Genomic DNA, 19225 nt, shown 5'->3' with positions numbered 1-19225 from the left:
GGTGGATGGTCGACGAGGCGGTCAGAGGCGCTCGACGATGTAGTCGATGCACTCGGTGAGCTTGCTGACGTCCTCGGGCTCGATGGCCGGGAACATGCCGATGCGCAGCTGGTTCCGGCCCAGCTTGCGGTAGGGCTCGGTGTCGACGACCCCGTGTGCGCGAAGGATCTTGGCGACGGCGGCGGCATCCACATCGTCGTTGAAGTCGATGGTGCCGACGACCTGGCTGCGGTTGGCTGCCTCGGTCACGAACGGGGTCGCGAACTGGCTGGCCTCCGCCCACTGGTAGAGGCGCGAGCTGGAATCGGCGGTGCGCGAGACGCACCAGTCCAGGCCGCCGTTGTTGTTCATCCACTCGATCTGGTTGGCGAACAGCAGCAGCGATCCGACAGCCGGGGTGTTGTACGTCTGGTTCTTGCTGCTGTTGTCGACCGCGGTCGGCAGCGAGAGGAACTCCGGGCACCAGCGATCGGTCTCGGCGATCTCGGCGACCCGGGCGAGCGCACGCGGGCTCATCAGGGCGACCCAGAGCCCACCGTCGGAGGCGAAGCACTTCTGCGGCGCGAAGTAGTAGACATCGGCGTCGGCGACGTTCACGGGCAGACCGCCCGCACCCGAGGTGGCGTCGATGGCGATGAGCGCGTCATCCGAGCCGGCGGGTCGGACGACGGGCACTGCGACGCCCGTCGAGGTCTCGTTGTGGGCCCAGCCGATGAGGTCGACGCCGCCGAAGTCGTCGACGGTCAGCGCGGCCGGGTCGGGCGCGGTGCCGGGGTCGGTCGAGATGACCGCGGGCGACTCGAGGAAGGGTGCCTTCTTCGAGACCGTCGCGAACTTCGACGAGAATTCGCCATAGGTGAGGTGCAGTGAACGCTGCTTGATCAGGCCGAACGCCGCGGCGTCCCAGAATGCCGTGGTGCCGCCGTTGGAGATCACGACCTCGTAGCCCTCGGGCAGCGAGAACAGGTCCGACAGCCCCTCGCGGATCGAGCCGACGACGTTCTTCACCGGCGCCTGACGGTGGCTGGTGCCGAACACCGACGCGCCGGTGTCGACGAGGGACTGCAACTGCTCGGGGCGAACCTTCGACGGCCCGCAACCGAAGCGGCCGTCCGACGGCAGCAGGTCGGCGGGCAGGGTGATGGATGCGGTGGCGGCTTCGCTCATGACGGCAATTCTAGGGAGTGGCCCCGGCCACCTCGGGTTCGGTCCCTGCAACCTGCGAGAAGCGACGACTATTGCACCTCGGCTGGACGCCGCACGTGCGCGCTGATTCAGCAGGTTTCGCCGGTTCAAGCAGCGCTGATTCGGACGAAATCGCATATTCGCGGGCTTCGCAGCAGTCAGGTGCCGGGGCATGAGGACTGGCGTTCGACGATCCGGTTCGAGAATGCGCGACGAACTGCGTCAACGTGTCCCGCCGGACGAGTTGAGCTTCCGGAAGATCGCCTGGCTGCCGCCGGAGGTGATGGCGACGACGATGAGGTTCCGAACGGATCTGTTCGGCGCCATATGATTCCGCGCCTGGGCGTGCGCTGAGAAGTCCTCCGCATTTCAGACGCGCGGAGGATTGCACAACCCAGTGGTGGGATCTACACCGTCGTACGGCACTGCAGCTATCGCTACCTCAGGGAGAGCCACGCCGAAACTTAGAGGGCTGGAAACTGTTCTGGCTGCTGTCTGGTCAGGGCTCGGGCCACGCGGGTGATTGAGGCAGAGTCGGGAACCCTTGTTCGCCGGACAGTTTCGGCACCAACTCCGCCGAGGACCCGTCAGGTGCGAACGGGCTCTGACCGGAGTACGCCGGGATCCGATCGAGCATCCCGGCTGCCCATCGAGAACAGGGCCGCTCGTTGAAGGGCGGTTGCGGAGGGGGGCGGATGCCCCATGGCACCGCGTCGAACTTCCATGGATAGAAAACATCGAATTGCGGCGCCCGTGTTCCAGTTCCCGGTGCCGCCGTTCGCGGGATATTCGATCGCGGATCCACCGCATTCGGGGGGAGTTTGGCTGTGAAGCTGAACTCGTATGCACTCAGATAGGCGCTTTCTGGTTCTCCCGTACGCACCTCGGCTCGACCGCTGCGCAGGGAGCAACCCCGGGCGGATAGCTCACGTTCTGACGCTCGAATCTCCGCGATGTGGGCGTACATCGTGCCGGAGAGCGCCGGGAACCAGCCCTCGGGCCGCTTCGGTGCGAAAAGGCAACCGACCCTGTTCACAACGCTAGGCTCTGGGGCGGCTGCAACCGCGCCAGGATAAGTGGCCTGTCTCCCGAATACCGACAATTGGCAGGATTCGACGTACGCACGAGCGAGCTCGGCCGGCCTGCTGTGAAGATCGATTCCCTCTGAGGCCGACCAGACGACGTTGTATGGCCCTGCGGTCTCGGAGGGGTAGCGGTAATCCTGCGGAGCGACGGTGGATGATGCCGACTGTGAGCTGAATGTGACTGATTGTTCAAGCGGGGCATCCGAGGTTGCACAACCGGTCCCAGCAAACGCCATCATGACCAGTACGGCAGAAGTGCCGCGTCTGATTCTCATCTACTCTGAACCGTTCAGGATCATGTCGTCATAATTGTCGGGGTCGGTGGGATCGAAGTTCAATCGCCCTTGTTGGTTGCCGGTGCTGGTACCGGCACGCAGCGATTCCACCAACTGTGGGTTGTCTAAGGCCCCTTCCATCGCACTCAGGAGTTCGCCTTGGTCTCCCTTGTGCTCTGAGAGGATGTCTGCAAGCGGCTTGAGTCGCCCGTCCCCGCTGTACCATTCGGCGGGTGCACCGACGTCTGGTGCTGCGTCGATCCCCCGAAGGGCACCGTAAACGAGGCGAATCTCGTCTTCGGCTGCCGTGCCACCTGACCCGACACCGGTAGGAGGGCGGAATTCTATGTCGCCTGCAGATTCCGCGGGCAGCAGCCAAGGTGATGCCGCCGTGCCCGCGGCTCCTACAGCAATCACAGCCGGATGAGGGACACCGGTCAATCCAGCGGATGCAGACGTAACTATGTTTCGGACTTTTGTGTCCGCAGCATTCTCGGCCTCCGTTCTGACGTCCTCGTCAAGCTGGAGATCGTACTCGGCTCCATACAGTCCGGACTGCCCTAAGGCGCGGAGATTCGCGCTTAGCTCAGCCAATGATCGCGCTTGGTGCGGTTCTGTGGACGCCAGGTCGCCTGCGGCGGTGCCGTTTCGAATTGTCTGATCGAGAATGTCGCGATACAGGTCTGCGCCCGCCCCTGTGCCGTCGGGATTCTCGTCAGTCGGCGCTCCGTAGGTGTTATCGCTCGCGATAAGGGTGAAGAGGCGTGCTGCGCGGCGCTGCATCTCGTCGGGCGCAACCTCGGGATCGAATCCTGGGTGGCCATGCACTGTCGACTCGCCGCCCGCAAGGATGTTCAGATACGGCAGGGATGCCTCTCGGAGGGCGCCCGCCAGATGTGGATTGATTTTTCCGATTGCATCTCCAGCGGTGTTGGCGTTCATCAACGTCGAGAAGTTGTTGGAGTCGGCGGTAGACGTGGTGAAATCGAATAGTCCGCTGAACGCGCGGTCCGCTAGGGCGACTCTGGTCGGGTCACCACTTCCGCCACTGTCCCTGATCCAATCGATGAGACCACCCGCGACATCGCCCCCGTCGTCCCAGTCGTGCTTGAGGACATATCCGACCATGGTGTCTCTGTCGTAGTCGGCGAGCTTCTCACCGCTGGAATACTCGCCGGTGAGGATGGCGGCCGACGCCTCATGATTCCTGGTGCCTACTTCCAAGAAGGTTCGGATCGTATCCTCGTAGTTTTGTTTGAGTGCCGAGTGGTCGTCGTGGGGCCCGCCGTAGTTGGTCTCGGGCGCTAACAAGCCGCTGTCGTCGGCGCTCCGGCCGGCACCGCCCGCAGCTTTACGTATGAGTTCGGTGCCAAATCTTTCTCCCGGCGGAACGGTTCCGGAGTGGGAGAGGAGACCGGCGAGTGGGACATCGAAGCTCCGGATTCGCGCTCCGTCATTGGAGTTGTGGTTGCTCGCCCAGTCCTGCACCCAGCCGGGCAGGTACTGATACCCGGTATTCGCGCCGACGTTCTCGTTCGACAGGGTGAGGAGACCTTGGCCGAGCGCCTTGGACCACGAGTCTCCGACGGGTGTGTGCATGCCGTCGAACTTGGACTTCAAGTCGAAGAGCCCTTCGGAGCCCACAGAGCCGTAGAACGTGTGCAGGTACTCCTGGACACCACGCGGGACGTCGTCCAGCTTCTCGCCGTTCATCAGCCGGGCGATCTGTTCGTCGCTCAGACCCGCGGCTCGCAAGTTGCGTCCGACCGCGGCAGCCTCTTCGTCGGTCCAACCATCGGCGGCCAGCTGGCCGTGACGGCGCCCGTCTTGCGCGCTGAGCGTGAGCGCCGGCGGTGCGATGGTGTCGAGATTTCCTACCGAGGTCCGGATCAGCGCGGCGTGGTCAGAGGCTGTGGCGGCCAGCTCGTCGGCTTTCCCCTTCACGTAGCTGGTCATCTCGCGTTCCTTGTCGGCTATCTGACCAGGAGTGAGGTCGTCGTCGTCCTTCGGGACGTACCGCATCTGCCACGCCGGGTCGGACTCGCTGATGAGCACGAAGCGCTGCATCGAGGCGCCGAGCAGGGCACCGTTCACGGCAGTCTTCGACGAGTCGATTGCCGAAGCGGCATTGTTCAGCGCCGTCTGGAGGTCGTCGACCTTGCCGGCGACCTTCTTTGCCCATCCGTTCTGGTCACTCGCCCGCGCATTGGCCGCAGACCTGGCGCCGCCGGCCCAGGACGTGTTCGGCACCTGGTCGACCGTTCGTTCCGCAGCCTCAGAGTTCTCGCGGATGGCGTCGGAGAGCCCGGTCAACTTTGCTTCCGCCAGCTCCCACGGCCGCCACGAATCCATGATCACCTTGGTGAGAGCCGGGCTCCCACTCATCGGGGCGCCTCGCTGTCTGGGAGCGTGGACAGCGTCCGGAACTTGGTCGCGTTCTCGTCGTCGACGTCCACCGCGATCGTGCGAGCCGCACGTACCGCGGAGGCGAACGTCTCCCACTGCCCGGATACGGCTGTCTGTGCCTGCGTCAGCTTCGCGGTGGCGTCGGCACCCGCGCCGACGAGCGGTGAGTTCGGCATCGCTGAGCTGATGGTCGCGCTGATGTCCGGCCGCGGCGCGGACTCGATGAAGTACCCCATGCCCTCGAGTGCACCTGCGACGCCGTCCATCGCACCTGAATTGACGACAAAATCCCCGCTCATCGTTCCCCCGACAGTCGTTGTGAGCACGTGACTTGGGGAACACTTTACGATGCCGGCCGCGACCCGACGACCGGGTGTCCACAACCGACCCGACCAGGCTGAACGTGGCCGCGGCTGTGGAAGGGACCTACAGGCCCGGCTTCACGACGTCGCCCCAGCCCTCGACGTCTTCGGGGCGCCGGGGGCTCGGGCCGGTGTAGATCGCGGCCGGGCGGACGAGCTTTCCGAGGCGCTTCTGCTCCAGGATGTGCGCGCACCAGCCGGCGGTCCGGCCACAGGTGAACATCGCGGGCATCATGTGCGTCGGCACCTCGGCGAAGTCGAGGATGACCGCCGCCCAGAACTCGACGTTGGTCTCGATGGCGCGGTCGGGGCGCCGTTCCCGGAGTTCGGTGAGCGCGGCCTGCTCGAGTGCCGCGGCGATCTCGAAGCGAGGGACGTCCAATTCCTGTGCGGTGCGGCGCAGTACGCGGGCGCGCGGATCCTCCGCGCGGTACACCCGGTGCCCGAAGCCCATGAGCTTCTCTTTGCGGTCCAGGATTCCCTTCACGAGTCCTCGTGCGTCCCCGGTGTTCTCGACCTCTTCGATCATCGGCAGCACGCGGGCGGGGGCTCCGCCGTGCAGGGGGCCGGACATGGCGCCGATCGCGCCCGAGAGCGAGGCCGCGACGTCGGCCCCGGTGGAGGCGATCACCCGCGCGGTGAATGTCGAGGCGTTCATCCCGTGCTCGGCGGCGCTTACCCAATAGGCATCGATCGCGGCGATGTGCCGGGGATCGGGGTCGCCCTTCCAGCGCGTCATGAAACGAGCGGTGACGGTGTCGCATTCGTCGATCACGTGCTGGGGGACCGCGGGCTGGTGGATGCCGCGGGCCGACTGCGCCACGTAGGACAGCGCCATCACCGACGCGCGGGCGAGGTTGTCGCGGGCGGTCTCGTCGTCGATGTCGAGAAGCGGCTGGTACCCCCAGATCGGCGCGAGCATGGCGAGCGCGGCCTGGACGTCCACCCGCACGTCACCGGTGTGGATCGGCAGTGGGAACGGTTCGGCCGGCGGCAGGCCGTCGCCGAACTTGCCGTCGACCAGAAGGGCCCACACGTCGGCGAAGGTCACCTTGTTCTCGACTAGGTCCTCGATGTCGACGCCGCGATAGCGGAGGTTGCCGCCGTTCTTGTCCGGTTCGGCGATGTCGGTCGTGAAGGCCACCACGCCCTCGAGTCCGGCGACGAAATCCTCGGGAACAGTGTTGGCCATGGCAACCCACCTCACTCGACGTCTGTGTCGTGCATCCGCTGTCTCGTGAATCCGCCCGGACGGAAACGGTCCGGACGTCGATCCGCGGGGATGCGATCCACGACGAACTGTAGATCAGTAGGACGCCCCGCGTGTACCCCGGAGTAACGAGCGGGGTCGGAGTAGCGTCAGGAAAGTGCTGGACGAGCCTCGCGACCCCATCGACCTGCCGAACATGCGCGTCGGATACGGCGGCGGCATCCCACCCAATATCGGCGAGGGTGACCGCGCCGCCGGTGCCGACGGCATCCGCGAGAACCTCGACCCGAGTTGGCTGCGCGGCGACCCGCCGTGGCTGGACCTCTTCCATGTGTGGCTACGCGAAGCCATCGACGCCCGCATCGCCGAGCCCAACGCGATGGTCCTCGGAACGGCCGATGCCGAGGGCCGGCCGTCGACGCGCACCGTCCTGTGCAAGGGCGTCGACGCGAACGGTGTGGTCTTCTTCACCGGTTACGACTCGGACAAGGGCCGGCATCTCGCGGCGAATCCGTATGCCTCGGTGACGTTTCCCTGGATCGCCCTGGAGCGTCAGGTGCACTTCCGCGGTCCGGTGGAACACGTCAGCGCCGAGGAGATCCAGGCGTACTGGGAGCTGCGACCCCGCGGTTCGCAGTTGTCGGCCGCGGCGTCGCAGCAGTCACACCCCATCGGCAGCCGCGCCGAACTGGAACAGAAGGCCGCCGCGCTCGCGGAGGACTACGGCGGCTTCGACGGCGGTGCGGAGGTGCCGGTCCCGCCGGACTGGGGCGGGTACCGCATCGCCCCGGTCGAGGTCGAATTCTGGCAGGGGCGAGCGAACCGCCTGCACAACCGGGTTCGGCTGACCCACGTCGATCACACCTGGCGAGCCGAGCGGCTGCAGCCGTGACCGCAGAGCCGTTGCCCCTGGCCGGTCAGCGGTAGTCGAGGCGGTTCGGGTCGAGTCCGGCGATACCGCACTGCGCCTGGGCGAAGACCGGCGCCCGATACACATGGTGGGACACGCGCACGCCGTTCACCCAGATCGTGCAGCGGGCGTAACCGCCCCACGACGTGATGTTCGCGGCCGTCTGCTGCCGTTTCCGGTGCGAGGTGAAAGTGGTTGTGGTCGACCACAAGCGGGTCGTCGAATCGTAATGGCTCAGGTTCGCACCCACCCGGGCCGCGCGAGGCGACATCCGGTTGTGGCCGTCGACCCACCAGAAGCTGTAGGCGCTCTGCTGATCCGAGGCGACCTGAACCGTGATGCGATCACCGGTGGTCGGATACCGCGGACTGGCCTGTGCCGCCCCCGGGATCCCGAGGCCGAGCACGACGGCCACCGCGACCGTCACCACCGTCATCCAGCGCCGAACACCCATGTGCATCCCCTTCTCGAAGCCCCGACCCAGGTGCGAGTGCGCCTCGGGCGGACATGACCATAGCGGAGGGCGGCGCCCACGCCGTGGCCACGCTCCACAGGCACGTGTCGGCCTGAGTGACACGACGCCGGGTGGCGGTCATAGCATCGTGGAAATGGCCCGCCTTCTCGCCGACACCGCGCCGCTGCGCAATCAGTACTTCCGGCGGCTGTGGCTGGCGAACATCGTCACCGTGATCGGCGCGCAGCTGAGTGTCGTCGCCGTGCCGGCCCAGATCTACGAGGTCACCGGAAGCTCGGCGTACGTCGGGCTGACCGGCGTCTTCGGCCTGGTTCCGCTCGTCGTCTTCGGGCTGTGGGGTGGGGCGCTGGCCGACGTGGTCGACCGCCGGACCCTGTTGATCATCACGACGATCGGCCTCATCGTCTGCAGCGCTCTCTTCTGGGTGCAGGCCGCGATGGGCGGGCAGAACGTGTGGATCGTGTTGGTGCTCTTCGCCGTTCAGCAGGCCTTCTTCGCCGTGAACCAGCCCACCCGGACGGCCGTGCTGCCACGGCTGCTCGACGCCAAGGATCTGCCCGCGGCGCTGTCGCTGAACATGACGGTCATGCAGGCCGGCGCCATCGCCGGGCCACTCGTCGGCGGCTCTCTGATCCCGGTCCTCGGGTATTCGCTGCTGTACTTCGTCGACACGTTGTTCCTGTTGCCGACGCTCATCGCCGTCGCGATGTTGCCGTCCCTCCGGCCGGAGAGTGACGCCGCGCCCAAGGTGGCGGGCCTGCGTTCGGTACTGGAAGGCCTCCGTTACCTGGCCGGGCACAAGATTCTCCTGGCGTCCTTCCTCGTCGACCTCATCGCCATGATCTTCGGCATGCCGCGGGCGCTGTTCCCACAGATGGCCCACGAGAACTTCGGCGGACCCGAGGGCGGTGGCATCGCCTTCGCCCTGCTGTTCACGGCGATCTCCGCGGGCGCCGTCGTCGGCGGCATCTTCTCGGGTTGGGTCGCCCGCGTGCAGCGCCAGGGTCTCGCGGTGATCGTGTGCATCATCATCTGGGGGTTGGCGATCACGGGGACCGGGATCGCTGTGTCGTTCGCCGACGGGGCGGCCATGCCGATGCTCGTCGTCGCGGTCGTGCTGCTGATGATCGGTGGCGCGGCCGACATGGCGTCGGCGGCGTTCCGGCAGACGATCCTGCTGGCGGCCGCGACCGACGAGGTGCGCGGCCGACTGCAGGGTGTGTTCATCGTGGTGGTGGCCGGCGGCCCACGGATCGCCGACGTCGCCCACGGCGCCGCGGCCGCCTCGATCGGAGTGGCCGCCGCAACGGCTTTCGGCGGCATCGCGGTCGTGATCGCGACGATGGTGGCCGCGCTGATGATCCCGGCGTTCGTGCACTACCGCGCCGGTCAGCGCACCTGAGAGACGAGTTCGCCGCTCAGCGCGGCCCGGCGATCGGTGCCACCATGGACGCCATGACCGCCGCCGCCACCGGATTCGACGTGCCGCTCATCGACATCTCGCCGTACATGCGCAACGGCGATCCCGCCGACCGGGCAGTGGTGGCCGCGAGGTTCGACGATGCGGCGAGTTCGGTCGGCTTCATCCAGGTCGTCGGGCACGAGATCCCCGCCGCGGTCATCGACGAGTTCACCGCGGTCATGGACGACTTCTTCGCCCTGCCGCTCGAGCTGAAGAAGACCTACCGCACACCGCCGGAGATCAATCGCGGGTACGCGCCGCCGAAGTCGGAATCCCTGTCACTGTCGCTCGGCGTCGAATCCGCCGGACGCATGAACGACTTCTTCGAGGCCTACAACGTCGGCGTCGAGGCGACGCAATACCCCGAACTGGACCTGCCGGCCGACCAGTACGCGAGCAACACCTGGCCGGCCGTGGCCCACTTCCAGGCGGCGGTCTCGGCGTACTTCAGCGAAGCCCGACGCGTCGCCCACACGCTGACCAGGATCTTCGCCGACGCCCTCGACCTGCCCGCGGACTTCTTCGAGGGTTTCACCGACCATTCCCTCGACGTCCTCCGGATGAACAATTACGCGTTGCCGCCGGGCGAGATCGAACTGGACGGCGAGCTGACCGGCATGGGGGAGCACACTGACTACGGGATCGTGACGGTGCTGTGGGCCGACCAGGTCAGGGGCCTGCAGGTACTGGACCAAGAAGGCGAGTGGCACGACGTGAGTCCGGCCGACGGTGCGCTGCTGATCAATCTGGGCGACCTGATGGCGCGCTGGACCAACGAGCGATGGACGTCGACCCTGCACCGGGTCAAGCCGCCGATCGTCGACGGCACGGTGGAGCGGCGTCGATCCGCGGCCTACTTCCACGACGGGAACCTCGACGCGATGATCACGACGCTGCCATCGTGCGTGGGGGCCGGCAGCCGCTACTCGCCGATCACCGTGGGTGAGCACATCGGTGCGAAACTCGCCGGCTCGCGCGCCGGACGTCCGAACCCGCACGCCACCCGGGAGGCCGGGCGGGTCCGGCAGGCCATGCGGCGAAGTCAGGGTCAGCAGTAGGTGATGCCTGCGTCTCAGTCCGCTGTGAGCACGCCGGGGTAGGACGCGCGCCGTGCGGCGGTCACCGGGCAGTAGTGCATCGGATTGTCGCGCTCGCTCTCCGGGGGCAGGTTCCGCGTGGGCGTGTGCACGATCGGTGCGTCCGCGGCAACCCTGCCGGTCACGCGGTCCCACGCGTCGCGCGGGCGCGGATGCCGCAGCGCCCGCTTGGGTAGGAGCCGGTGCATCACGAGGTTGATGCCCTTGCCCAGCAACCGGAATCGCCGCTCGTCCGTGTCGGTCCACTCGAGGCCGAGGATCTCGCGAACCGGCTCGTCGTAGAACCCGGTGGTCAGCCACATGAACAGCTTCTGGTTCTGCGGCACGAGATACCGGTCCCACAGCCACGTCGGGATGAAGCTCAGAAAGGGTGGGGGTGGCAGCTGGGTGATGTCGAGCACCGTGCGGACCGAAACGTGATCACGGAGCACGTTGCGGCACATGTGGTCCCAGTACTCCAGGAAGTCCTCGTAGGTGTCCGGGACGGGACGCATGGACACGCCGTACTGGGCGTACCAGGCCTTGGACTCCTCGAAGAGCTGACGCTTCTGGTCCTCGGTGAGGAAGGGGCCGAAACGTTCGCACAGTCGGACGTTGCCGTACCAGAACGTGGCGTGGGCCCAGTAGAAGACGTCGGGATCCAGTGCGTGATAGCGGGACCCGTCCTCCATCGTGCCCTTCACGGTCCGGTGGTAGTCGCGCACCTCCAGCCCGGTCTGCGCCCCGGGGACGACGGAATCGAAGACGACACCGCTGATGGGGTACAGGGAACGCATCAGGCGCTGCCATCGCTCGCCGAAGAAGTCCGAGTGGTCCCACACGGCGGCGCCCAGCTTGGGATGCATGTTCTGGATCGATCCGGCCCACAGGCCCTGGAACATGCCCGTCCAGGTGCCCCAGATCTGCCAGGTCAGCGAGTCCGGACCGAGAGGCTCGTATCCGTGTGCCGATGCGGCATCGTCGGCGTGTACGGGACAGGTCTCCGGCGCAGCGTCCACAACCTCGGTCATGAGACGAAACACTAGGTTCGTCTCACTCGGGTGTCAACCGTGGATCACTCGGGATTCTCGTGGGTCACGGCCCGGTAGCCGCGGGCGCCGGCTCGGTCGACCGCGGCCTTGACGAGTCCGAAGACGAGGCCCTGCAACGCGGCGGCCACCAGGACCTCCGTGTTGGTGCGCTCGAGATCCTTGGGATCGGGTGCCGACTCGTCATCGGAGATCCGCTTCCAGATCTGGCCGAACACCGCACCCGCGGCGATACCGCCGAGCACGCTGGTCGCCAGGGACATCGGTTTGTACATCGCCTTCGAAACGGCACTCATGTGAATTCCTCGCTCATTCGATGATCAACTGGGGGCGGACGTGTCCGGAGGTCAGCCGCGTCGACGACGACGACGGAGGATGATGATGCCGCCGACGGCCAGCACGGCGGCCACCGCCGCGCCGATCAGCACCGTCTGATTCTCCTGGGCCTTCTCCTGCGCGGTGTGCGCGGTTTTCGACGCCGCGTCGTTCACCCGCGCCGGGACGTCCAGCTTGGCGGCCAGCGCGTCCACGGTCTCGGCCAGCTCCTGACGTTGCTGCTCCACCGGAGGCGGGTTGTCGGCCGGGGCGTTGTTCTCGGGTGTGTCACTCATCTACAGATGCTCCTTCACGGTCGCCACGTCGCGCTGGACGCTCTCGACGGTGCGCTCCGGCGCCGGCGGCACCGCGGACTTGGCTCGCTTGGCCCCGATCGCGGCGGCGGCCCCACCGATGACCAGCAGGACCACGCCGACGATCACCGCGGCCAGCCATGCCGGTACCGCGTTCGCCAGCCCGAGCACGGCTGCCGCCACCAGAGTGCCGAGGCCGAACAACACCAGCAACGTGCCCGCACCGGAGATCCCGGCACCCACTCCGATCCGGGTGCCCTTGCCCTTCATCTCGGCGACCGCGTGTTGCAGCTCGGTCTTCACCAGGGTCGTCGTCTGCTGTTGCAGACGTTCGACGAGCTGCACGGTCGACAGGTCGTTCACAGACGGATCACTCACGCTCGTACCTCCTATCGGGACGCTCGCCTATGCCTTCCCGTGGCCGGCGAATCCGAAACGTCGCATTCCTCCGATCAGCGCTGTCGGAATCGGATCTCCGATCAGCGCTGTCGGAATCGGATCTCCGATCAGCGCTGTCGGAATCGGATCTCCGATCCGGGAACCACCTGCGCGGCGAGGTCCACCGCTTCCGCGGTGAGGACCGCGACCACCGGGTAGCCGCCGGTGACCGGGTGATCGGCGAGGAAGATGACCGGACGGCCACTCGGCGGGACCTGGATCGACCCGTGGGCGATGCCTTCCGAGCGGAGCTCCGCGGCGCCGTCGCGATGGGCGAGGAGGGGATGCGCCGAGCCCTCGGCGCGGTCGATGCGCACGCCCACGCGATTGCTGTCCGTTCCGACCAGCCAGGATCCGACGCACAGGTCGGCCGGCGCGACGAGATGATCCGCCCGCGGGCCGGTATGGCATTCCAGGACGACGACCCGGGGATGCTCGCTGTTCGCCGGGGCGGTCAACGCGGTCGGCCACTCGCGTGCGGTGCCACCCACGGGCAGCAGCGCACCCGTGTCGAGAGGGGGCGGCCCGAGCCCGGAGAGGGTGTCGGTCGACCGCGAGCCCAACACCGGCTCGACGTCGATCCCGCCTCGCACGGCGACGTAGTTGCGCAACCCCCAGGTGGGTGCGTCGAGCGCCAGCTCGTCACCGGCACGCAGCACGAGGGCCGCGGCGAGCCCCGCCGGGATTCCGTTGCGACGCACCACGGTGTCCGCCCCGGTCGCCGACACCAACACGTCGGCGTCGACGCGAATCCGCAACCCGCCCAGCGTCGTCTCGACAACCGCCGCCGATTCCGCGTTGCCCACAAGGCGATTGGCGAGCGCGCGGGCCGCCCGATCCGCGGCCCCCGACCGCGGGACGCCCAGGTGCGCGTACCCGGGGCGACCGGCGTCCTGGACGGTCGCCAGAGGTCCCGGCGCGAGAACTGTCAGCGACGTCATCGGCGCCCGCCCCCGGCGTCGGTGAAACGCACCACCCGGCCCGCGGTGAACAGGGCGGGGGGATCGGCATGCGCGTCCCACAGGCGGGCATCGGTGCGGCCCAGCAACTGCCAACCTCCGGGGCTCGACTTCGGATACACCGCGCTGTACCCGGCCGCGATCGCGACCGACCCCTCCGGGACGTTCGTGCGCGCCTCCCGGCGTCGACCGACCGCGTCGAACGGGTGTGGTGCCTCGTCGTCGGCGACGAGATATCCGAAACCCGGTGCAAAGCCCATGAACTGGACGCGCCATCGGGTGCGGCAGTGCACCTCGACCACCTCGTCGCCCGTCATGTCCAGTGCCGCAGCGACATCGGCGAGATCGGCGCCGTCGTAGACGACCGGGACGACGATCTCCTCGGCTGTTTGCGTGTCGTGGACGGTGCCGGTTCCACGGCGTCGCAGGGCCCGGCGGACACCGAGCTCGTCGAGGCCGCCACCCGGGCTCGCCTGGACCAGGAGGGTGTGCGCGCTGGGCACGAGATCGGTCACCTCGGCGAGCTCGCCGTGATCGATCGCAGCGCGCAACGCCCTGGTCGCCGCCAGTACCGCGGCCGATGGGGTGACCTCGGCCGAGAAGTCGAGGACCACCGCGTCGGGGCCCGCCGGCAGCTCGTGCATGGATCGAATCTACCGCGAGCGACTCGATGTCCCACCCCGCGAACTCCGACGTGTGCCCGCGGTGCGATGGCAGACTCGGGGACGTGCCGGGGCTCGGTGAGCCCACGCGAATGCGAGGAGAGACCGTGAGAGAGATCGTCGTCTGCGGCGAGGCGCTGGTCGATGTCGTGCAGCAGGGCGGGAGTGGGCACGAGGCGGCCCGCGGAAGCCTGGCGCCCCTGCAGCCCGCCCTCGGCGGTGGTCCGTTCAACGTGGCGATCACCCTGGGACGGTTGGGAAGTGCGGTGTCGCTGCTCTCCGCCGTCTCCACCGACACCTATGGCGATGCGATCGTCGACGCGCTCCGCGCGGCCGGGGTGGGAACCGCGCTGGTCCAGCGTCGCGACGAGCCCACCTCCTTGGCCCTGGCGACCATCGCCGACGACGGATCGGCACGCTATTCCTTCTACGTGGAGGGCACCGCCGACCGTGCGGTCACCGATCCCGGCGCGCTGCCGCCGACCGTGGCGGCGGTGACCTTCGGGACCCTGTCGCTGGTGCTCCAGCCCGGCGCGACGGTGTACGAGAACCTGATGCGCCGATGCCGCGCCGAGGGTCGAGTCGTGGTGCTGGACCCGAACATCCGGCCCGCGGTCATCGACGACCCCGACGACTACCGGCGCCGTTTTCGCGGCTGGATGTCGTCGGTGGACCTGATCAAGCTCTCCGACGAGGACGCGGCCTGGCTGGGCGAGGGGCCCGCGGGCAGCACCGCGGCGGACTGGCTGGACGACGGCGTGGCCGCGGTCGTCACCACTGCCGGGGCGTCGGGGATCACCGTTCGCAGCGCGGCCGGTGAGGTGACCGCGCCGGCGCCGTCCGTCGACGTCGTCGACACCATCGGCGCGGGGGACAGCGTCCTCGGAGGCCTTGTCCACCACCTGGACAGGCACGGTCGGCTCTCCCCGGACGCGGTGCGTTCGCTGACCGCCGAACAGTGGCGAGAAGCGGCCGAATTCGCAGCTCACGTGGCTGCGGTGACGGTGTCGAGGCCCGGCGCCGACCCTCCGTGGGCGGGCGAGCTGAGAAGCGACTAGGTTGTACCTGTGTGTCCTACCCGGACACTGTAAAAATCTCTGATCTGAATAAGGGGTTCGTGTGTCTGCTGAAACAGTCCCAGCCGACCAGGCGTCCGACACGGCCTCAGCGACCTTCACCTACCCCGGTGGACAGCTGGAGCTCCCGATCCTGAAGGCCACCGAGGGCACCGACTCGGTCGCACTCGGCAAATTCCTGGCCGAGACCGATCTGACCACCTTCGACGGTGGCTTCGTGAACACCGCGTCGACCAAGTCGGCCATCACCTACATCGACGGCGACGCCGGCATCCTGCGCTACCGCGGGATCCCGATCGACCAGCTGGCCGAGAAGTCGACCTTCATCGAGGTGAGCTACCTGCTCATCTACGGCGAGCTCCCGACTCCGTCGCAGCTGGAGGACTTCACCACCAAGATCCAGCGCCACACGCTCCTGCACGAGGATCTCAAGCGCTTCTTCGACGGCTTCCCCCGCAACGCGCACCCGATGCCGGTGCTCTCGAGTGCGGTGAACGCGCTGTCGGCGTACTACCAGGACTCGCTCGACCCCAAGGACGACGAGCAGGTCGAGTTGTCGACCATCCGCCTCCTCGCGAAGCTGCCGACCATCGCGGCCTACGCGTACAAGAAGTCGGCGGGTCAGCCGTTCCTCTACCCCGACAACTCGCTGAGCCTGGTCGAGAACTTCCTGCGGATGACCTTCGGCTTCCCCGCGGAGCCCTACGAGGTCAACCCCGAGGTCGCCAAGGCCCTCGACATGCTGTTCATCCTGCACGCCGACCACGAGCAGAACTGCTCGACCTCGACCGTCCGCCTCGTCGGGTCGTCGCAGGCCAACCTGTTCACCTCGATCTCCGGCGGCATCAACGCACTCTGGGGTCCGCTGCACGGCGGCGCCAACCAGGCCGTGCTCGAGATGCTCGACGACATCCGCGCCGACGGTGGCGACACCAAGGACTTCATGAAGCGGGTGAAGAACAAGGAAGCCGGCGTCAAGCTCATGGGCTTCGGTCACCGCGTCTACAAGAACTACGATCCGCGCGCCGCGATCGTGAAGAAGACCGCCGACACGATCCTGGAATCGCTTGGCGTGCAGGACGATCTGCTCGACATCGCGAAAGGTCTCGAAGAGGTCGCCCTCAACGACGACTACTTCATCGAGCGCAAGCTGTACCCGAACGTGGATTTCTACACCGGTGTCATCTACCGTGCGATGGGCTTCCCCACGCGCATGTTCACCGTGCTGTTCGCGCTGGGACGCCTGCCCGGGTGGATCGCCCACTGGCGCGAGATGCACGAGGACCCGACCACCAAGATCGGCCGTCCGCGTCAGCTCTACACCGGCTACACCGAACGCGACTACGTCCAGATGGGCGATCGCTGAGCGACCGCCCCGCCGGACACGCCTGACCGCCGAACACCCGACTCAAAGGAGAGTCCAGTGACCAGCACCGAGAAGCCCACGGTCGAGTTCCAGGCGGGCCCCCCGCCGGCCGACCTGACCATCTCCGACCTCATCGTCGGCGAGGGTGCCGAAGCCGCTCGCGGCGGCGTCGTCGACGTTCACTACGTCGGGGTCGACTACGAGACGGGCGAAGAGTTCGATTCGTCGTGGGACCGCGGCCAGTCGGCCAACTTCCCGCTGGACCGGTTGATCCCGGGCTGGCAGGAGGGCATCCCGGGCATGAAGGTCGGCGGACGCCGTCAACTGACCGTTCCGCCCGAGCTCGCCTATGGCTCCGCCGGTGCGGGTCATCGACTCTCGGGACGGACGCTCGTGTTCGTCATCGACCTGCTCGGAGTGGGCTGACGTCCGCCACCTCTCTGGTCTGGCTCAGGCGTGATCTTCGCCTGAGCGACCTCCCGCCGCTCGCCGCGGCCGCCTCGGGGACCGATTCGTCGGTCCTCGTGTGTTTTGTCGTGGACCCGCGGCTGGAGAAGTCCTCGGGTGAGCGGCGCCTGGCGTTCCTGTTCGATTCGCTGCGCGACATCGACGACAAACTCCACGGCAAGCTGCTCGTCGCTCGGGGACGGCCTGAGGACGAGATCCCGAGGCTGGCCCGGGCGGTCGACGCCGAACGAGTCCACATCTCCGAAGATTTCGCGCCGTTCGGCCGGCGACGCGACGAGGCCGTCGCAGCAGCACTCGGCGACATCGAGCTGGAGGCGACCGGGTCGCCGTACCTCGTGTCGCCCGGTCGCGTCACCAAAGACGACGGTTCGCCGTACAAGGTGTTCACCCCGTATTCGAAACGGTGGCGTGACCACGGGTGGCGCGCACCCGCCGACTCGTCGGTGCCGGCGAAGAGGATCATCGACCCGTCGGATCTGACGAAAGCCGGCCGGATCGAGATACCGCCGGCGCCGACGACGCTGTCGATACCGGCGGGGGAGGACGCCGCGTTGGCGCGTTGGGCGGAGTTCGTCGACGCCGACCTCGCTGACTACGACTCCGGTCGCAACGATCCCGCGGGCGACTCCACCAGCCGGATGTCGGCCTACCTCAAGTACGGCAACATCCATCCCCGTACTCTCGCCGCGGATCTGGGTCGATCCGCGTCTCGCAGTTCGACGGGGGCGCAGGCCTATCTCCGCGAGCTCGCATTCCGCGACTTCTACGCCGACGTGCTCTATCACTGGCCACACAGCTTGTGGCACAACTGGAATCGCCAGTTCGACGGCATCGATCTGGACACCGACAAGAAGGCCCACGAGCGGTTCGACGCCTGGAAGGCCGGGCGTACCGGCTTCCCGCTCGTCGACGCCGGGATGCGTCAGCTCGCCGAGACCGGGTACATGCACAACCGGGTGCGCATGGTCACCGCGTCCTTCCTCGTCAAGGATCTGCACCTGCCGTGGTGGTGGGGAGCGGAGTGGTTCCTCGAGCAGTTGATCGACGGGGACATGGCGTCGAACAACCACGGCTGGCAGTGGGCCGCCGGAACGGGAACCGATGCGGCCCCGTACTTCCGGGTGTTCAACCCGGAGGCGCAGGCGAAGAAGTTCGATCCCGACGGCGAGTACATCCGACGCTGGGTGGGCGACACCGACGCCGACGACTATCCCGAGCCGATGGTCGATCACAAGGCCGAGCGTGAAGAGGCGCTCCGGCGCTTCGGCCAGATCTAGACCCGCTACGTCCCCTGTCCATTGAGCGCCCCCTGCTGGTCGAGCGTGTCGAAACCACCTAGCGCACACGAGGACTGCACTGCCCCGATCCAGCTCCGCTGCCCGTCCCGCGAGGGATGAGATCTTCAGAAGGGTGGTGGGTCGAGGCGGTCGAGCTCTTCGCGGGCCTTCTTGTTCCGGGCGCGCTCTTGTCGCCGGCGGGCCAGTTTGGCGTCCAGTCGGCTGGTGGTGCGCTCCGAGTTGTCGGCGGAGGCGATGATGTGTGGGGTGGGTGGGGCTTGAGCGGCCTGTTCGAACCGGATTCGCCGCAGGTTGGGGAAGGTGTCTTCGAGGGTTTCGGCATCCCCGGGCAGGGTGACCCCTTCAGGGGTCTCGTATTCGGTGACCAGGCGGCCGTCTTCGTCGCGGTATTGCACGTCGACCCAGTCGCCGTGGGTCTTGAGGAGGTGACTGGGTCGGCACTTGGCGTTGAGGTTCTCACTCGACGTCGCCCCACCCCGGCCAGGGTTGGTGTGGTCGTACTCGGTGACGTGGTCGAGATCGCATGCGAATGCCGAACGGGTACAACCGGGTTCGGTGCAATAGCCGTCCCGCACCCGCACCAGATCAGCGCACGACGCGGTGGGCCGGTACCCGTTGCCAGGATGGGTTGCCGGGTAAACCACTGCTACTGATGCGGTGGTGTCGCCGGGCTCACTGTCCGATCGAGTTGTGGCGCCACCGTTGTCGTCGTCGGCTCGTGTGTCTTCGGCTGGTGCCGGGCGTTGGGCGGTCAGCCGGTGATCGTCGTCGTTGGTGGCGACGTAGGTGGGTTGGGTACGGGCCGGGGTGACCGGGGTGAGGGTGGCGTCGGGG

Annotated in this window: 20 protein-coding genes; 8 read left to right on the top strand and 12 right to left on the bottom strand. The window is 67.3% G+C overall.

Features of this window, described 5'->3' with window-relative positions; genetic code table 11:
• Positions 1-21: 21 nt before the first annotated feature.
• Complete coding sequence (gene serC, locus CA982_RS10375) at positions 22-1167, bottom strand: phosphoserine transaminase (protein ID WP_086535259.1); 1146 nt, start codon at positions 1165-1167, stop codon at positions 22-24.
• 223 nt (positions 1168-1390) lie between these two features.
• Between serC and CA982_RS27070 the strand changes: the two genes are divergently transcribed.
• Positions 1391-1516: a hypothetical protein gene (locus tag CA982_RS27070; protein ID WP_279627964.1), complete on the top strand. Its 126-nt coding sequence runs from the start codon at positions 1391-1393 to the stop codon at positions 1514-1516.
• 1029 nt (positions 1517-2545) lie between these two features.
• On the opposite strand, the gene CA982_RS10365 is transcribed toward CA982_RS27070, so the two are convergent.
• From CA982_RS10365 to CA982_RS10360, 3 genes are all read right to left on the bottom strand, one after another.
• Positions 2546-4930: a TPR repeat domain-containing protein gene (locus tag CA982_RS10365; protein ID WP_244176210.1), complete on the bottom strand. Its 2385-nt coding sequence runs from the start codon at positions 4928-4930 to the stop codon at positions 2546-2548.
• Entirely contained in the window at positions 4927-5250 is a 324-nt protein-coding gene (locus CA982_RS26880; protein ID WP_244176209.1) for an invasin, read from the bottom strand. The genes CA982_RS10365 and CA982_RS26880 overlap by 4 nt, the downstream gene beginning before the upstream one ends.
• A 127-nt stretch (positions 5251-5377) precedes the next feature.
• Positions 5378-6505 carry a citrate synthase 2 gene (locus tag CA982_RS10360; RefSeq protein WP_086535257.1) on the bottom strand — a complete coding sequence of 376 codons (1128 nt, stop codon included), beginning with the start codon at positions 6503-6505 and terminating at the stop codon, positions 5378-5380.
• A gap of 175 nt (positions 6506-6680) precedes the next feature.
• On the opposite strand from CA982_RS10360, the gene pdxH reads away from it, so the two are divergent.
• The gene (pdxH, locus tag CA982_RS10355) at positions 6681-7415 is read left to right on the top strand and encodes a pyridoxamine 5'-phosphate oxidase (protein WP_086535256.1); all 735 of its coding nucleotides are present in this window, start codon (positions 6681-6683) and stop codon (positions 7413-7415) included.
• A gap of 25 nt (positions 7416-7440) precedes the next feature.
• Here the strand turns inward: pdxH and CA982_RS10350 are convergent, their stop codons facing one another.
• The gene (locus CA982_RS10350; protein WP_086535255.1) at positions 7441-7887 is read right to left on the bottom strand and encodes a hypothetical protein; all 447 of its coding nucleotides are present in this window, start codon (positions 7885-7887) and stop codon (positions 7441-7443) included.
• 154 nt (positions 7888-8041) lie between these two features.
• On the opposite strand from CA982_RS10350, the gene CA982_RS10345 reads away from it, so the two are divergent.
• Positions 8042-9310: an MFS transporter gene (locus CA982_RS10345; protein WP_086535254.1), complete on the top strand. Its 1269-nt coding sequence runs from the start codon at positions 8042-8044 to the stop codon at positions 9308-9310.
• A gap of 44 nt (positions 9311-9354) precedes the next feature.
• Complete coding sequence (locus tag CA982_RS10340) at positions 9355-10428, top strand: isopenicillin N synthase family dioxygenase (RefSeq protein WP_086535253.1); 1074 nt, start codon at positions 9355-9357, stop codon at positions 10426-10428.
• A 14-nt stretch (positions 10429-10442) separates the two neighbouring features.
• Here the strand turns inward: CA982_RS10340 and CA982_RS10335 are convergent, their stop codons facing one another.
• The 6 genes from CA982_RS10335 to CA982_RS10310 all read right to left on the bottom strand — a co-directional run bounded on the left by CA982_RS10335 (position 10443) and on the right by CA982_RS10310 (position 14165).
• The gene (locus CA982_RS10335) at positions 10443-11477 is read right to left on the bottom strand and encodes an oxygenase MpaB family protein (protein ID WP_086535252.1); all 1035 of its coding nucleotides are present in this window, start codon (positions 11475-11477) and stop codon (positions 10443-10445) included.
• Positions 11478-11521: 44 nt separating this feature from the next.
• Positions 11522-11791, bottom strand: coding sequence for a DUF4235 domain-containing protein (locus CA982_RS10330; protein ID WP_086535251.1), 270 nt, complete (start codon positions 11789-11791; stop codon positions 11522-11524).
• A gap of 51 nt (positions 11792-11842) precedes the next feature.
• A complete protein-coding gene (locus tag CA982_RS10325) occupies positions 11843-12106 on the bottom strand; it encodes a DUF3618 domain-containing protein (RefSeq protein WP_086535250.1) in 264 nt (87 codons plus the stop codon).
• The gene (locus CA982_RS10320; protein ID WP_035718303.1) at positions 12107-12502 is read right to left on the bottom strand and encodes a phage holin family protein; all 396 of its coding nucleotides are present in this window, start codon (positions 12500-12502) and stop codon (positions 12107-12109) included.
• 128 nt (positions 12503-12630) lie between these two features.
• Positions 12631-13503, bottom strand: coding sequence for a 5-oxoprolinase subunit C family protein (locus CA982_RS10315; protein WP_086535249.1), 873 nt, complete (start codon positions 13501-13503; stop codon positions 12631-12633).
• Positions 13500-14165: a 5-oxoprolinase subunit B family protein gene (locus tag CA982_RS10310; RefSeq protein ID WP_086535248.1), complete on the bottom strand. Its 666-nt coding sequence runs from the start codon at positions 14163-14165 to the stop codon at positions 13500-13502. Before CA982_RS10310 ends, CA982_RS10315 begins: the two co-directional genes overlap by 4 nt.
• Before the next feature lie 125 nt (positions 14166-14290).
• Between CA982_RS10310 and CA982_RS10305 the strand changes: the two genes are divergently transcribed.
• The 4 genes from CA982_RS10305 to CA982_RS10290 all read left to right on the top strand — a co-directional run bounded on the left by CA982_RS10305 (position 14291) and on the right by CA982_RS10290 (position 18370).
• On the top strand, positions 14291-15241 hold the full coding sequence (locus tag CA982_RS10305) for a carbohydrate kinase family protein (RefSeq protein WP_086535390.1): 951 nt from the start codon (positions 14291-14293) through the stop codon (positions 15239-15241).
• Between the two features lie 61 nt (positions 15242-15302).
• The gene (locus tag CA982_RS10300) at positions 15303-16625 is read left to right on the top strand and encodes a citrate synthase (RefSeq protein ID WP_086535247.1); all 1323 of its coding nucleotides are present in this window, start codon (positions 15303-15305) and stop codon (positions 16623-16625) included.
• A 57-nt stretch (positions 16626-16682) separates the two neighbouring features.
• On the top strand, positions 16683-17051 hold the full coding sequence (locus tag CA982_RS10295) for an FKBP-type peptidyl-prolyl cis-trans isomerase (protein ID WP_086535246.1): 369 nt from the start codon (positions 16683-16685) through the stop codon (positions 17049-17051).
• Positions 17052-17065: 14 nt separating this feature from the next.
• Complete coding sequence (locus CA982_RS10290; protein ID WP_086535389.1) at positions 17066-18370, top strand: cryptochrome/photolyase family protein; 1305 nt, start codon at positions 17066-17068, stop codon at positions 18368-18370.
• A 125-nt stretch (positions 18371-18495) separates the two neighbouring features.
• Here CA982_RS10290 and CA982_RS10285 read toward each other — a convergent pair.
• On the bottom strand, positions 18496-19225 hold a 730-nt coding region (locus tag CA982_RS10285; protein ID WP_208617926.1), incomplete at its 5' end, for an HNH endonuclease signature motif containing protein.

Source organism: Gordonia lacunae, assembly GCF_002149015.1.
Classification (GTDB): Bacteria; Actinomycetota; Actinomycetes; order Mycobacteriales; family Mycobacteriaceae; genus Gordonia; species Gordonia lacunae.
This window is presented reverse-complemented; position numbering and strand designations above follow the sequence as displayed.

What these genes read in the sequence shown, in the direction of transcription:
- CA982_RS10345 (WP_086535254.1), top strand. Translation starts at nt 8,042, where the DNA reads ATGGCCCGCCTTCTCGCCGACACCGCGCCGCTGCGCAATCAGTACTTC.
- CA982_RS26880 (WP_244176209.1), bottom strand. Translation starts at nt 5,250, where the DNA reads ATGAGCGGGGATTTTGTCGTCAATTCAGGTGCGATGGACGGCGTCGCA.
- CA982_RS10315 (WP_086535249.1), bottom strand. Translation starts at nt 13,503, where the DNA reads ATGACGTCGCTGACAGTTCTCGCGCCGGGACCTCTGGCGACCGTCCAG.
- CA982_RS10330 (WP_086535251.1), bottom strand. Translation starts at nt 11,791, where the DNA reads ATGAGTGCCGTTTCGAAGGCGATGTACAAACCGATGTCCCTGGCGACC.
- CA982_RS10335 (WP_086535252.1), bottom strand. Translation starts at nt 11,477, where the DNA reads ATGACCGAGGTTGTGGACGCTGCGCCGGAGACCTGTCCCGTACACGCC.
- CA982_RS10350 (WP_086535255.1), bottom strand. Translation starts at nt 7,887, where the DNA reads ATGGGTGTTCGGCGCTGGATGACGGTGGTGACGGTCGCGGTGGCCGTC.
- CA982_RS10365 (WP_244176210.1), bottom strand. Translation starts at nt 4,930, where the DNA reads ATGAGTGGGAGCCCGGCTCTCACCAAGGTGATCATGGATTCGTGGCGG.
- serC (WP_086535259.1), bottom strand. Translation starts at nt 1,167, where the DNA reads ATGAGCGAAGCCGCCACCGCATCCATCACCCTGCCCGCCGACCTGCTG.
- CA982_RS10310 (WP_086535248.1), bottom strand. Translation starts at nt 14,165, where the DNA reads ATGCACGAGCTGCCGGCGGGCCCCGACGCGGTGGTCCTCGACTTCTCG.
- CA982_RS10340 (WP_086535253.1), top strand. Translation starts at nt 9,355, where the DNA reads ATGGACGCCATGACCGCCGCCGCCACCGGATTCGACGTGCCGCTCATC.
- CA982_RS10360 (WP_086535257.1), bottom strand. Translation starts at nt 6,505, where the DNA reads ATGGCCAACACTGTTCCCGAGGATTTCGTCGCCGGACTCGAGGGCGTG.
- CA982_RS10325 (WP_086535250.1), bottom strand. Translation starts at nt 12,106, where the DNA reads ATGAGTGACACACCCGAGAACAACGCCCCGGCCGACAACCCGCCTCCG.
- CA982_RS27070 (WP_279627964.1), top strand. Translation starts at nt 1,391, where the DNA reads ATGCGCGACGAACTGCGTCAACGTGTCCCGCCGGACGAGTTGAGCTTC.